Annotated in this window: 14 protein-coding genes; 5 read left to right on the top strand and 9 right to left on the bottom strand. The window is 55.0% G+C overall.

What is annotated here, in order from left to right:
- The coding region (locus tag GOX61_RS11455; protein ID WP_254436846.1) for a DUF6473 family protein at window positions 1-805 on the bottom strand (805 nt) is incomplete at its 3' end.
- A 163-nt stretch (window positions 806-968) separates the two neighbouring features.
- Here GOX61_RS11455 and GOX61_RS11460 point away from each other — a divergent pair.
- The gene (locus tag GOX61_RS11460; protein WP_170333840.1) at window positions 969-1,844 is read left to right on the top strand and encodes a 3-hydroxybutyryl-CoA dehydrogenase; all 876 of its coding nucleotides are present in this window, start codon (window positions 969-971) and stop codon (window positions 1,842-1,844) included.
- A 51-nt stretch (window positions 1,845-1,895) separates the two neighbouring features.
- Here the strand turns inward: GOX61_RS11460 and GOX61_RS11465 are convergent, their stop codons facing one another.
- The 7 genes from GOX61_RS11465 to GOX61_RS11495 are packed head-to-tail and all read right to left on the bottom strand — an operon-like array spanning window position 1,896 to window position 7,320.
- Window positions 1,896-2,795 (bottom strand): lysophospholipid acyltransferase family protein, encoded by a 900-nt coding sequence (locus GOX61_RS11465; protein ID WP_170333842.1) that lies wholly within the window; start codon window positions 2,793-2,795, stop codon window positions 1,896-1,898.
- Between the two features lie 41 nt (window positions 2,796-2,836).
- A complete protein-coding gene (locus GOX61_RS11470; protein WP_155142330.1) occupies window positions 2,837-3,106 on the bottom strand; it encodes an HPr family phosphocarrier protein in 270 nt (89 codons plus the stop codon).
- Between the two features lie 17 nt (window positions 3,107-3,123).
- The gene (locus GOX61_RS11475) at window positions 3,124-3,516 is read right to left on the bottom strand and encodes a PTS sugar transporter subunit IIA (RefSeq protein ID WP_170333844.1); all 393 of its coding nucleotides are present in this window, start codon (window positions 3,514-3,516) and stop codon (window positions 3,124-3,126) included.
- Window positions 3,513-4,406 carry an RNase adapter RapZ gene (gene rapZ, locus GOX61_RS11480; RefSeq protein WP_170333846.1) on the bottom strand — a complete coding sequence of 298 codons (894 nt, stop codon included), beginning with the start codon at window positions 4,404-4,406 and terminating at the stop codon, window positions 3,513-3,515. Before rapZ ends, GOX61_RS11475 begins: the two co-directional genes overlap by 4 nt.
- Window positions 4,391-4,861, bottom strand: coding sequence for an HPr kinase/phosphorylase (locus GOX61_RS11485; protein ID WP_170333848.1), 471 nt, complete (start codon window positions 4,859-4,861; stop codon window positions 4,391-4,393). The genes rapZ and GOX61_RS11485 overlap by 16 nt, the downstream gene beginning before the upstream one ends.
- Before the next feature lie 3 nt (window positions 4,862-4,864).
- Window positions 4,865-6,583 carry an ATP-binding protein gene (locus GOX61_RS11490; protein ID WP_209015927.1) on the bottom strand — a complete coding sequence of 573 codons (1,719 nt, stop codon included), beginning with the start codon at window positions 6,581-6,583 and terminating at the stop codon, window positions 4,865-4,867.
- Between the two features lie 32 nt (window positions 6,584-6,615).
- A complete protein-coding gene (locus tag GOX61_RS11495) occupies window positions 6,616-7,320 on the bottom strand; it encodes a response regulator transcription factor (RefSeq protein WP_155142322.1) in 705 nt (234 codons plus the stop codon).
- A 347-nt stretch (window positions 7,321-7,667) separates the two neighbouring features.
- On the opposite strand from GOX61_RS11495, the gene GOX61_RS11500 reads away from it, so the two are divergent.
- From GOX61_RS11500 to GOX61_RS11510, 3 genes are all read left to right on the top strand, one after another.
- A complete protein-coding gene (locus GOX61_RS11500; protein ID WP_155142320.1) occupies window positions 7,668-9,266 on the top strand; it encodes a phosphoenolpyruvate carboxykinase in 1,599 nt (532 codons plus the stop codon).
- A 351-nt stretch (window positions 9,267-9,617) separates the two neighbouring features.
- Window positions 9,618-9,908 carry a hypothetical protein gene (locus GOX61_RS11505; protein WP_155142318.1) on the top strand — a complete coding sequence of 97 codons (291 nt, stop codon included), beginning with the start codon at window positions 9,618-9,620 and terminating at the stop codon, window positions 9,906-9,908.
- Window positions 9,909-9,941: 33 nt separating this feature from the next.
- Complete coding sequence (locus tag GOX61_RS11510; protein WP_155142316.1) at window positions 9,942-10,484, top strand: hypothetical protein; 543 nt, start codon at window positions 9,942-9,944, stop codon at window positions 10,482-10,484.
- A gap of 4 nt (window positions 10,485-10,488) precedes the next feature.
- Here the strand turns inward: GOX61_RS11510 and GOX61_RS11515 are convergent, their stop codons facing one another.
- Window positions 10,489-11,253, bottom strand: a complete 765-nt coding sequence (locus GOX61_RS11515; RefSeq protein ID WP_170333850.1) for a sulfite exporter TauE/SafE family protein — start codon at window positions 11,251-11,253, stop codon at window positions 10,489-10,491.
- Window positions 11,254-11,397: 144 nt separating this feature from the next.
- Between GOX61_RS11515 and GOX61_RS11520 the strand changes: the two genes are divergently transcribed.
- Window positions 11,398-13,089, top strand: a complete 1,692-nt coding sequence (locus tag GOX61_RS11520; protein WP_170333851.1) for an acyl-CoA dehydrogenase family protein — start codon at window positions 11,398-11,400, stop codon at window positions 13,087-13,089.
- The last annotated feature ends 197 nt before the right edge of the window (window positions 13,090-13,286 follow it).

The following is a 13,286-nucleotide window of genomic DNA, read 5'->3' on the forward strand; positions in this document are numbered from 1 at the left end:
CATACAAACATGACGCAATATGACGATGTGCCGATGGTCCAAGACAATGCAAGGCCATAGGCTGTTGAAGACTGCCAAACATGGCATCCTCCAGTTCCTCTGATGCACCCGCTGTCTGAACCTGAAGTTCTACGCAATCCGCACACAGCGGCCGTATTTGGTCCACCATGCTTTGTGTAACGGGCACCAAATCTCTTTCAGTAGTTCCTGCATCCTCCCACACATCTTGGTCGTTCACATGCAACCAAAGGAGAAGAACCGGGGCCGTAACCCGCTCAAGAAACGATCTCATTCCCAATACCCAAGCCTCACTGAGCTCCTGAGCAACAGCTTCTATTCTTGCGTCCGAATGGGTTTGTAACCGGGCCAGCAAATGCCGCACGAAGTGCACTTCCGTAAAATCTACATCGGGATACAGCGAAAGCAGATCACGGGTCGGTTCGAGAAAACGGTCATTCCTGCGCGGGTGGACGCGGTAAAAGTGGTTCGACTGTGACAGAACGTCCGGCAGTTGCAGCACGCAAAGCTCGGCGTCGTTCACGATCCTGAGCATGCCCGCATCTAGGGAAAGCGCCTCGACCCCACTGAAAAGGCTCCCAAGATTGACGCAGGTCTTCTCCAATCGCCTTTCCAGTAAATCCACAAAAGGTTGCCCTACAAATCGCCCGAATGTCTCATCTCCTCCGACACAGGCTATGTAGGGTGCATCCAAAGATCGCTCCGGTCCGCGGAACCACAGTTTCGATCCGGCGTATTGGCAAACAGAATCTACTGGCCCATCTGAACCCGCATGATGATAGCTCATGACACTCACCCAATTTTTTCACCCAATTGCCATCTTGCAGCCTCAGGTCTTGAGAAATTCCTAATGTGCGCATTTGAAGCGAATTCGATGGGTCTGATCCCCTTGCTGCTGCCCCCCGTCTGCCGATAGTGTCGCGGTATCCCGTGATACAAAGGCATTGAACATGGATGTGAAATCAGTCGGAGTGATTGGCGCTGGACAGATGGGCAACGGAATCGCTCATGTCATGGCGTTGGCGGATTATGATGTCTTGCTGAACGATGTCAGCCAAGAGGCGCTGGACAGCGCAATTGTGACGATCGAAGCCAACCTGGCCCGCCAGGCATCGCGTGGAAAGATCTCTGATGAAGCGATGCAGGCAGCATTGAAACGCATCACAACAACGCTGAGCCTGCCGGATCTGGGCCAAACCGACTTGGTCATTGAGGCTGCCACCGAACGCGAGGCGATCAAGCAGGCAATCTTCGAGGACCTGCAGCCGCATTTGCTGCCACATACGATCCTGACATCGAATACCTCATCGATCTCGATCACCCGTCTCGCCAGCCGGACCGACCGCCCTGAGCGGTTTATGGGGTTTCACTTCATGAACCCTGTGCCGGTCATGAAATTGGTCGAGTTGATCCGGGGTATCGCAACTGATGAAGCAACCTATAACTCTTGCAAAGCTGTTGTGGACCGGCTGGGCAAGACTGCGGCCAGCGCCGAAGACTTCCCGGCCTTCATCGTGAACCGTATCCTGATGCCGATGATCAACGAAGCAGTTTACACGCTCTATGAGGGTGTCGGAAACGTCCAATCCATCGATCAGTCCATGAAGCTGGGCGCCAATCACCCGATGGGGCCCCTGGAACTGGCCGATTTCATCGGGCTGGATACCTGTCTCGCGATCATGAACGTGTTGCATGACGGACTGGCTGACACCAAGTACCGCCCCTGCCCTTTGCTGACAAAATATGTCGAAGCAGGTTGGCTGGGTCGTAAGACCGAACGTGGTTTCTATGACTATCGCGGTGAAGTTCCGGTACCAACCCGATGACAATTTCAGCCCGCATGCGATTGCGGGCTAATACTCGGGTCTGCGATCAATTCAAGAATTCGAACTCTGGCTCAGCGACATTGTGCGCTTTCTGAGCCATGCCATAAACCCACGCGGATCTTTTTCCAGCAACTGCATGTCTTCGTCGGAAACCGGCTCACCGATGACCGGCGATTGCGGTTTGTTGCAGGATCGAACGATTTCATGAAGTAAAAGCCCCTGCCGCAGAATAGGCGACAACTTGTTCGCGATCTGATACCAGCGCGAGTTGCTGCCCGGGAAGAAGATCGGCAGAACCTTTGCCTTGGATCGGCGGATCATCTGGGCTGTGAAGACGTTCCATTCGCGTTCAATTGCAGGGCCGAACCAATCGTCTGATGACATGACTACGCCAGATGGGAACAACGCTACGACGCCCCCTGCCTTCAGATGAGCCATCGCTTTCCCTCGCATCTCAAGCATCTTGGTTTGAGCTTCGGGATCATGCGGAAATGGAACCGGGATCATGAAAGACGTTGCCGCCTCATCCAACCCAGTCAGTACAGAACGCGTCAGAATACGGTAGTCACTGCGCACCTGACCAATCAGTTCAGCCAGAATCATGCCATCCACCATCCCATGCGGGTGATTGGCCACAACGACAACGGGTCCCTCCTTTGGGATACGGGCGAGCTGTTCCTGAGGTGTGGTCAGGTCGATCCCCATAACCTCAAGCGCGCCGCCCCAGAATTTCTGGCCACGGTAGTACTCGTTCTTCTTCTCGAACTTGTTGACCATCCGCAGAATGGTCAGCTTACCCGTGCACCATTCGATTGCGCGGATCGCAGTCGAGGTCCATGCGTCGTCGAACGAGTTCGCATAAGTCAGAGTTCTACGGTCGTAGACTTCACCCTGATCTGTGGTCCCATCCACCACGGTATTCGTCTTGGTATCGTGCGCGGTTTCCGCCAATTCCTGGTCTTCCCGTTCTTCGTCTCGTGGCAGAGCAGTGCCTAGAAACCTTCCCCGAACTTGTCGTTGACCAAGGTTTCCAACGCTTCTGCCAACGCCTCAGCATCCGGTCCGGACGTCTCGACGTCAATAGTGGTTCCGCGAGAGGCTGCCAACATCAAAAGACCCATGATACTGTCGCCTGACGCAGAAAGTCCGTCCTTTGAAACTTCTGCCCTTGCGTCAAACCCCTCGACTACTTCTACAAGCTTAGCCGAAGCGCGGGCATGAAGTCCTTTTTCATTAATGATTCTCAAGCTTCGGTTAGCCATATTCAATCAGTCCGGTCTCAATCCAACGTCACATTTTGCGTATTGATATACTTGCGTCCAGCCTCCATTGCGTGCCGCACGGCATCGGCCACGGGCAAGTGGCGACTTTTGGCCAATTTAATCAGCATCGGTAGATTCGCCCCATAAAGGATACGGCGATCCTGGGGCGCACAAGCGCGTAGGCTCAGATTCGATGGGCTACCGCCAAAGAGGTCGGTTACGACAACCACACCGTCTCCAACGTCCACCTCATCTGCGGCACGACAGATTTCAGATTGTTTTGCTTCGCGATCGTGGTCCGCTTCAATTGCAATCGCAACCAGACCGGGCTGTTGTCCCACGACATGCTGCATGGCGGCCAGATACTCCTGAGCCAACCCCCCATGCGCTACGATTACGATCCCGATCAATCCGGCCTCACATTCAACGATCGACGCTCCATTTCGCGGTGCCTAATTGCCACCTGCTGCCCCCCTTCTGCAAGGGCCTTTGCAACCGCTTCCGCCACGGCGACCGAACGGTGCTGGCCGCCGGTACAGCCGAAGGCCACCGAGAGATGCGCTTTGCCCTCAGCCCGAAAACCAGGAAGCAACACCTTGAGCAGATCCACGACCCGGTCGAAGAAAGGATCGTAGTTGGCATCGGATTGAACATAGGCCGCAACATCGGGATTTCTACCATCTTCAGACCGCAACTCCGGCCGCCAATAGGGATTGGCCAGAAACCGGCAATCGAAAACCATGTCCAACCCACGCGGCAAGCCGCGCTTGTAGGAGAACGATTCGATGGAAACCGCCAGATGCCGACCGCTTTGAGGTGCGAACCAACGCTCCACCTCTTCCCGCAACTGATGAATGTTCAGTACGCTTGTGTCGATCAGGGTGTCCGCGATCTCGCGTATGGGCTGTAGAAGTTCTTTTTCCTGTAGGATGCCGGTTTCAGGACTTGCACCTGAGGCCACTGGATGCCGTCTGCGGGTTTCGGAGAAACGACGCAGCAATACTTCGTTACTGCAATCCAGATAGAGTACGGTCAGATCAACCTGCTCCATCCTCCCCAATTTCTCTGCGAGTTCAATAAACCCGATCGTTGAGAATTCCCGGTTGCGCGCATCGATGCCCAGCGCCATTGGGCGTGCAGGCTCGGGACCGTCCAGCAGTCGGGACAAAAGACCCATCGGCAAATTGTCGATCGCTTCAAAACCCAGATCTTCCAGGACGTGGATCGCAGTCGACCGGCCGGCGCCAGAAGGCCCTGTCACTAGGACGATGCGCCGTTGCGAAGTTATTTGCTCGGCCATTGCGGATCTACGCGTCCCATTTTCATAAATTGTATCAGTGCTACAGCCAAATTGGGTACACCATCTCCGCGAAGCAAGGGAACAGTTTGCCTCAGGACCTTGATCATCTGGGGGTCCGGCAAACGCCTTTCCTCAATCTGTCCTAGATCAACCACGTAATGCACAGGCGCAGGACCGCATGGTTTGACCCTTAACAACCCGATGCCGCGCGCCTCGATCAGCCCTCTGATTGATGGAATCGCATCTGCAATAAGCTGATCTCTTTGCATCCGCAAATCCACCCGATCATCAGCCACCAGATCCGCACCCAGGGCCATCAATTCTAGTGCCAACCCTGATTTTCCGGCACCTGAGTCGCCCAAAATCAAGACCGCTCTACCCTCAACCGCAACACAGGTGGCGTGAACACAAGCCGTGTCTCTGTTTGCAAGATCGGACAGGTTATCTGTGCCCATGACCTAGACAGGTAACCCGACAACAAACCGGGCACCAAGCGGATCCGAGGTGATGTCCGCTTCTGTCGGGCGAATGTTCTCGGCCCAGATCACGCCGCCATGGGCCTCGACGATCTGTTTGGAAATAGCCAGCCCAAGACCGGAGTTGTTGCCGAAATGCTCTTCCGGCCGCTGGGAGTAGAACCGCTTGAAAACCTTGGTCAGGGCCTGATCCGGAATGCCCGGACCTGTATCTTCGACCACGATCAGAACACGGTTTTCGCGTTGGCGGACCCAAACCCGAATGGCGTCATGTTCTTCGCAGAAAGATATCGCATTGGTGATCAGATTGACGAACACCTGAGCGAGTCGAGCCTCAAGACCATTCACAACGATCGGCTCTGAAGGCAGGTCCGTGATATAGTCGATGCCCTTCGAACGCGCATCTTCACCCAAATACTGACCGATATTGCCAATCAATTTGAGAAGATCGAAGGGCTGCTCTTCTTCTTTGACAAGCTCGGCATCCAACCGCGAGGCATTCGAGATGTCACTAACCAGCCGATCCAGCCGTCGAACATCATGCTCGATAACGCCCAATAGTTTGTCTCGCTGATCTTCGCGTTTGACCATGCGCAACGTACCAACAGCGGATTGCAGGCTTGCCAGAGGGTTCTTGATCTCATGCGCGACATCCGCTGCGAATTGTTCATTTGCATCAATGCGATTGTAAAGCGCAGTCACCATTCCACGCAGAGCCCTGCTCAGGCGCCCGATTTCGTCGGGTCTTGCGCTCAGATCGGGGATACGAATGCGTCCTGGATTAACGCCCGCGCCGCGGTCCTTTCCCATCTCAGCTGCCGCGGCAAGATCGGCGAGCGGGTTGGCGATGGTTGAGGCCAGCACAAGGCTGAGGCCAATCGACACCAAAAGCGCAACGACGAACATCTGCAAAATACGCTCCTGTTCTTTGCGGGCCAGAGCGTCAATTTCACCAGCGGGACCGGCCATTGCAACGGCCCCTACAGGCACACCCTCACGCAGAATCGGAGTGGCGGCGACAATCACGGTATCCCCAGCGGCATCAGACACTGCCTGAACCTGCATACCACCCTGCAAAGCGGTCGGGATCATGTCCTGAACACGTTGAGCAAGCGTAGGCGCTTCATCCTGGTTGGATCCACTGAATACACCAGATATCCCAACCCAGACGACATTCAGCGCATCGCTGATCAGCGTCCCACCGGTCGGCAGATCCGCATCAGACCTAAGAAGAACGGGCAGCTCAGATGCAGGAGAAGCACCGCGTGTCCAACCGATTAGAGTGCCGGTACCATCGTAAACGAACAGCTCTCCTCCCTCAGGCAGACTAAGGCCGGACAAAGTGTCTTTCACATCAAGATCGGCAGTATCCTGCGGCTGATTTACTGAAGCCTGCCGCAGTTGCGTTTCAAACACGTTGCTGACCAACAATGCGTCGCCGATCAGATTCCGCGCAGTCTCCTGAACGCGTTCTTTTCTCGTGTCGTCGAGATAGAGCAATCCAGCGACGAGAATCACCAGAGCAATCAGGTTGAAGGTTATGATTTTCCGCGCCAACGGCGAGCCGCGTAACGAAAACAGATTGCGCCGCGAACGGCGCGCACTCATTTCAGCAGACTCGGAATCCTGCGGGATGACCCAATCATCCCCTAGAACGACATCGCCGTCCCGCATTTCGCTGGCTTGTTCAGTGTCGCGCACGAGACCCCTTTACCCCTTAAAAACGGCCGCGCCTATTCTTCGTTGTATCTGTAACCGATTCCGTACAGCGTTTCGATGGCCGAAAACTCAGGGTCAGCAGCGCGCATCTTCTTGCGAAGGCGTTTGATATGGCTGTCGATGGTTCGGTCATCGACATACACCTGATCGTCGTAAGCCACATCCATCAACTGGTCACGGCTTTTGACAAAGCCCGGACGCTGAGCCAACGCCTGCAGCAGCAGGAACTCGGTCACTGTCAGCGAAACATCCGCTCCCTTCCAGCTTACCGCATGACGCAATGGATCCATGCGCAGTTCGCCACGCTCCATTACCTTGGTATCGCCGGTGTTTGCAGTTGTCGCATCACCAGAAGTTGCTTCCTGACGGCGCAGCAATGCCCGAATGCGTTCTACCAGAAGTCGCTGCGAGAAAGGCTTTTTGACGTAGTCGTCCGCCCCCATTCGCAGACCCAGGACTTCGTCAATCTCATCATCCTTGGATGTTAGGAAGATCACCGGCATCTGCGTTTTCTGTCGCAGACGCTGCAATAGATCCATTCCGTCCATGCGAGGCATCTTGATATCCAGCACAGCCATATCCGGCAATTTCTTGTTGAATGCATCAAGGGCTGCCTGCCCGTCATTATAGGTTTCGACCTCGAACCCCTCGGCCTCGAGCGTCATGGAAACGGACGTCAGAATGTTTCTGTCGTCATCCACCAGTGCAATCTTAGACATCGGGTTACCCCTATTCCTGCTCTCATACGCAATATTTCGCTTATTAGTATGGCATTTCTGGCGTTTTTAAGGCGGCGAATCAATCCGTATCTGCGAATCGTGCGATTGTTGCCACACAGATGCGGCAAAAAAGCCGTACATTCAGCAGGAAACCCGCTCAGAATTTCAACAGTAATTTCTTGGTTGCGCTAAACCTACGCTTGGTTGCGCTAACTGCGCCAAACCGTCCTGTTCATGCCCCGAACGACCATGATAAGACCCGCTCATCCGCCGGTTTTTCCCGGCATACTGCCCCAAGAGCGCACCCCGGCCTAACCGCCGTCGCGCCGCCACAGGAGAAGAAACGCATGACATCTGGACGGGTTAACCCGCAATTCCGCCTCGAAGATCAGGGCATCGAGGGTCTGGGAAATGTCTATTACAACTTCATGGAGCCGGCGCTGATCGAAGAGGCGCTGAAGCGCGGCGAAGGCACCCTTGGCAATGGCGGAGCCTTTCTGGTCACCACTGGTAAATTCACTGGCCGGTCGCCCAAGGACAAGCATGTCGTCAAAACCGACAGTGTCGCCGACACCATCTGGTGGGAAAATAATGCCGCGATGAGCCCGGAAGGGTTCGACGCTCTCTATGCCGACATGCTCGAGCATATGAAGGGCCGCGATTATTTCGTGCAGGATCTCGTGGGCGGTGCAGATCCGGCCTACTCAATCAACGTGCGCATGGTCACCGAACTGGCCTGGCATAATCTGTTTATCCGCCACCTGCTGCGCCGTCCCGATCGTGAAGATCTGGATGACTTCACTGCAGATTTCACAGTTATTAACTGCCCCAGCTTTCAGGCGAACCCTGAAAAGCATGGCTGCCGCAGCGAGACTGTTATCGCGCTGAACTTCGATCGCAAGATCATCCTGATCGGTGGTACCGAATACGCGGGTGAAAACAAGAAATCGGTCTTTACCCTGCTGAACTACATGCTGCCTGAGAAAGGTGTGATGCCGATGCACTGCTCGGCCAACCACGCTGTCGGCAACCCGGTCGACACAGCAGTGTTCTTCGGGCTGTCCGGAACAGGTAAAACCACTCTGTCTGCCGATCCGGCTCGTGTCCTGATTGGTGACGATGAGCATGGCTGGTCGGACCGTGGCACCTTTAACTTCGAAGGCGGCTGCTATGCCAAGACCATCAATCTGAACGCCGAAGCCGAGCCTGAGATTTACGCGACAACTTCGAAATTCGGCACAGTGATCGAGAACATGGTTTTCGACCCCGAGACCAAAGAACTGGATTTTGACGATGATTCGCTGACTGCGAACATGCGCTGCGCCTATCCGCTGGAGTATATCTCGAATGCTTCGAGCAGCGCGTTGGGTGGACACCCCAAGAACATCATCATGCTGACCTGCGACGCGTTCGGCGTGCTGCCTCCGATCGCGCGGCTGACCCCGGCACAGGCGATGTACCACTTCCTGTCCGGCTTCACCTCCAAGGTTGCTGGCACCGAGCGTGGTGTGACCGAGCCTCAGCCGACCTTCTCAACCTGCTTTGGCGCTCCTTTCATGCCGCGCCGTCCAGAGGCCTATGGCAACCTGCTGCGCGATAAGATCGCCCAGCACGGGGCAACCTGCTGGCTGGTAAACACAGGCTGGACCGGTGGGGCCTATGGCGTTGGCAGCCGGATGCCGATCAAGGCAACTCGCGCGCTGCTGACTGCAGCCCTCGAGGGATCGCTGGCTGATGCCGAGTACCGCAAGGACGCGAATTTCGGATTTGATGTCCCTGTTTCAGTCCCCGGCGTGCCCGAAGTGCTGCTTGATCCACGTCGGACCTGGGACGATCAGGCTGCGTTTGACAAGCAAGCCGACAAACTGGTTCAGATGTTTGCTGAAAACTTCGAGCAATATCTGCCCTTTATCGACGACGATATTAAGGCCGTCGCAATCGGCTGATGACAGGGGGCGGCAACGCCCCCTTTTTTCTTGGCGATCACGACCTTCGACAGATCATCTTTTGGTTGTATTTTGCTTCATGCATATACAAATTCATTGCCCGGTGTGCTGTCATAGTTTAGTTACAAAAACCATCGAAAGAAAAAAGCCCGGCGCATTTGCACCGGGCTGCAGCTGAAAGAACCTTTGGGCACCTCATGCGAACTCACTCACAATCGCGAATTGAGGCGCCTAATCATATAGGTACTGTATTCGAAGGGGGATGAGTGTCAATATGAGACGCGCTATTTGATGCGTTTCAAACAGTCGCAGCGTTGCGGTCACTGACACTGGATATAATAGGTTAAGGACATGACTGAGATTTCGAAACTTACTGAATTGCGCAAACTCATGCAGAGCATGGAACGTACTCTGGGTCTGGAGGAACTATCTCCGGTTGAGCGCGACATCTACTATGCGGCCGAAGAGCTCTCCAAAGACGACAAGGAAGTCCGTACTTTCGGACTGATTGAACATACTTTGGTCCAAAGCGTATCGCGCCCGACGTTTTTCCGCGCCCTGAAATCGCTGGTTCAGAAAGGTTACCTCTCGCAAAGCGGTAACGCCAACCGGGGTCGTTACGTCGTTCATGCTCCCAGGTGATACGCTCAGACGGCGCGTGAATGGCTGATGTGAATGCGCGCCTGGGTTTCTGATACTTTTTTTGCCTCACTGGCATATGTAGTGGCATCTTTCCTGACCTTCGAGGTCCTGATGCCACTGCAGAACGCGTTCTTTCCCGAATATCCAAGCCGGGCGAGCCTGCTGTTTTTGCCCCACGGAGTACGCGTTCTTGCCGCCTGGCTGCTTGGTTGGCGGGCGATATTCGCACTTCTACCCGGTGTCTTTATCGTATTTGCGTTTCTCGCAGGGTCAGATGTCTTCACACCCAGCCGCCTGATGGCGATAGTCATTGCGGTAACAACGGCACCTGCAGTGTTCTATCTGTGCAAATGGATGGGTTGGGATCTGTTTCCCGCCGCTCACAAGCGCCCCTGCTGGATATGCGTCATGGGTGTCGGCGTGATCACCTCGTTCCTCGTTTCCGGATTGACCAATCTTGCCTTCGGAAGCGCAACAGCCGAGTATATCGCCTACCTCATTGGTGACTTGTCAGGATTGTTCTTTTTGATGCTGGGGCTGTATTTTGCGTTTCGCTTCATGGAGCGCCGCGCCTGAGGCCTTAGCCAAAAATGCCGCGCCGCAGAAGATTCAGCCCGGCAATCAAAAGAACCAGCAGCGTAACTTTGCGAAACGTTGTCTGATCAATCCGATCCTGCAATAGCATGCCAGCCCATAGCCCCGCCAAAGCAGGCACAATCAATGCCGCTGAAAAGGGTAAGGTTTCTGATCTGAGTATACCCGACCCCAGATGCGCAACCACCAGCGCAACCGCGCCCAGCCCGTATATGACCCCCTGAACACGCAACTGCTCTCGTTTGGGCGTATTCAACGCAGTCAGATAAGCGACGGTTGGTGGCCCCCAAACTCCAGACATTCCACCGACAAATCCTGCAATGGCACCAATTGCAGCTTCCACTCGCGCCGATGGTTTGTCGAGCTTCAGCGCGAACCCAATCAGTTGAATGAAAGCGAAAAATGTAACGGGCACCCCAATCATCAACAGGAAAACCCGGGCGGGTACCAAACTTACGAGTTGCGCTCCCATCAACAGAAAGATCAGGCCAACACTCAGAAAAACCCGGAACTGTCGGATAGACGACAGCGCGGCAGCTGCACCCTCACGCAATGCCTGAACACCATTGGTGACCAGTGTCGGCAAGATCAGACCAGCAAGCGCAAGGTCTGGAGACAAGGTCGTACTAAGTCCTGAGATCAGGACCATTGGCATGGCGAACCCGACCATGCCCTTGACCCAGCCAGCCACAAAGGCAACTGCAAAAGCCAGCAACAGATCTTGAGGTGTAAACAATGAAAACAGCGTCATATACCCTACATACCACCGGGAAAATTCTCTGCATCGCAAAAACGTTCAGGTAATTTTTGAACTATTTATGGGCCTAATGCGTATTTTTGTTGCGCTGCATGTGCAGCATGATATGACCAGACGACCCAGAAAAGGACGTGATTCATGGCCCATGACGGACAGGATACAACGAACATGACTGCATCAGCGGTGTTGCCAGATCTTCTGACTTTGACCAAAGCTGCGCTTCCGGCAGTCCAGTCCGTGTTTGACAGCGCACGCGTTTCGGTTCGCGCGATGGTAAGCAAAGACGACAAAATCTCGGGCGCGCTGGTCGAGGCCAATCAGACAGCGGCACACGGGTTGTCCTGGTTGGCCACATATCACCAATCTCTGCAGCAGATGCAGCGCTGGGCAGAGTCTCTGAATGCTGATGGAAACCTTGGCGAGATGGAGCAGTTGCTGCACCAGATTGCTTTTGGCGAGTATTTGCACCAGATCGCCGGCGGCATCCCGATGAACCAGGGCGAGGTTGTGCGCCTGCAGGATCTGGGATTGGGATGGGACGCTCTCTCGGGCTTCCAATGTAGCGAAGTGCAAACGCTGATGGCTCAGGCCAATTCACAGGCCGCCCGAACACGTCTGGTCCAACTGATGGAAGAGCAGTCCGGCGCCACCATGTTCGGTACATCCGGTCTTGATGAAGAGCTTGAGATGATCCGCGATCAGTTCCGGCGCTATGCTCTGGAGAAAGTCGAACCAAACGCGCATGAGTGGCACCTCAAAGACGAACTGATCCCTATTGAGATCATCGAGGAACTGGCCGAGATGGGTGTCTTTGGCCTGACCATCCCCGAAGAGTTTGGTGGCTTTGGATTGTCCAAGGCTTCGATGTGCGTCGTGTCTGAAGAATTGTCGCGTGGCTATATCGGCGTTGGCTCGCTGGGGACCCGGTCCGAAATTGCGGCCGAACTGATTATTGCAGGTGGCACAGACGAACAAAAGGCGCAGTGGTTGCCCAAGATCGCCAGTGCTGAAATCCTGCCAACCGCCGTTTTCACCGAACCTAATACCGGATCTGACCTCGGCAGCCTGCGCACACGCGCGGTCAAGGATGAAAACGGTGACTACAAGATCACCGGCAACAAGACCTGGATCACGCACGCCTCGCGCACCCATGTCATGACCTTGCTGGCGCGAACCAATCCGGACACCACCGATCACCGTGGGCTTTCCATGTTCCTGGCTGAAAAGACTCCAGGCACTGACGACAACCCGTTCCCAACCCCCGGCATGACCGGAGGTGAGATCGAGGTGCTCGGCTATCGCGGCATGAAGGAATACGAGCTGGGTTTTGATGGGTTCCACGTAAAGGGTGAAAACCTGCTGGGCGGCGAAGAAGGCAAGGGCTTCAAGCAGCTCATGGAGACCTTTGAAAGCGCGCGCATCCAGACAGCAGCACGCGCCATTGGCGTGGCTCAGAGCGCTCTGGATATTGCCATGCAATACGCGCAGGAGCGTAAACAGTTCGGCAAATCTCTGATCAACTTCCCGCGCGTGTCGGGCAAACTGGCGATGATGGCGGTTGAGATCATGATCGCACGTCAGCTGACGTACTTCTCGGCCTGGGAAAAAGATAACGGCCACCGGTGTGATCTTGAGGCTGGTATGGCCAAGCTGCTGGGCGCGCGTGTGGCTTGGGCCGCAGCTGATAACGGCCTGCAGATTCATGGCGGGAACGGCTTTGCGCTTGAATACAAGATCAGCCGTGTGCTGTGCGACGCGCGGATCCTGAACATCTTTGAAGGTGCAGCCGAAATTCAGGCACAGGTAATCGCCCGCCGCTTGCTGAGCTGACACAAACAAAAACCTCTTGTTTCCCCAACTTGACCCGGCCCTGTGCCGGGTCTTTTTGTTGCGCCAGAACGCATGCTCACCCGCACCTGAGATTACAACTTTATGCGACAGCTTCAGCCCCATCTCATTTCAGCCCTGAATTGCCGATGCGATTTCTTCCCCTTTGCTTCCCCACTGATCCCGGATAGAGCAACCGA

Source organism: Ruegeria arenilitoris (assembly GCF_013030265.1).
Taxonomy (GTDB): domain Bacteria; phylum Pseudomonadota; class Alphaproteobacteria; order Rhodobacterales; family Rhodobacteraceae; genus Ruegeria; species Ruegeria arenilitoris_E.

Bases quoted from the DNA above. Each gene is read 5' to 3' on its own strand.
- GOX61_RS11460 (WP_170333840.1), top strand. From the start codon at position 969: ATGGATGTGAAATCAGTCGGAGTGATTGGCGCTGGACAGATGGGCAAC.
- GOX61_RS11500 (WP_155142320.1), top strand. From the start codon at position 7,668: ATGACATCTGGACGGGTTAACCCGCAATTCCGCCTCGAAGATCAGGGC.
- GOX61_RS11485 (WP_170333848.1), bottom strand. From the start codon at position 4,861: ATGGGCACAGATAACCTGTCCGATCTTGCAAACAGAGACACGGCTTGT.
- GOX61_RS11495 (WP_155142322.1), bottom strand. From the start codon at position 7,320: ATGTCTAAGATTGCACTGGTGGATGACGACAGAAACATTCTGACGTCC.
- GOX61_RS11520 (WP_170333851.1), top strand. From the start codon at position 11,398: ATGGCCCATGACGGACAGGATACAACGAACATGACTGCATCAGCGGTG.
- GOX61_RS11470 (WP_155142330.1), bottom strand. From the start codon at position 3,106: ATGGCTAACCGAAGCTTGAGAATCATTAATGAAAAAGGACTTCATGCC.
- GOX61_RS11510 (WP_155142316.1), top strand. From the start codon at position 9,942: ATGCGCGCCTGGGTTTCTGATACTTTTTTTGCCTCACTGGCATATGTA.
- GOX61_RS11505 (WP_155142318.1), top strand. From the start codon at position 9,618: ATGACTGAGATTTCGAAACTTACTGAATTGCGCAAACTCATGCAGAGC.
- GOX61_RS11515 (WP_170333850.1), bottom strand. From the start codon at position 11,253: ATGACGCTGTTTTCATTGTTTACACCTCAAGATCTGTTGCTGGCTTTT.
- rapZ (WP_170333846.1), bottom strand. From the start codon at position 4,406: ATGGCCGAGCAAATAACTTCGCAACGGCGCATCGTCCTAGTGACAGGG.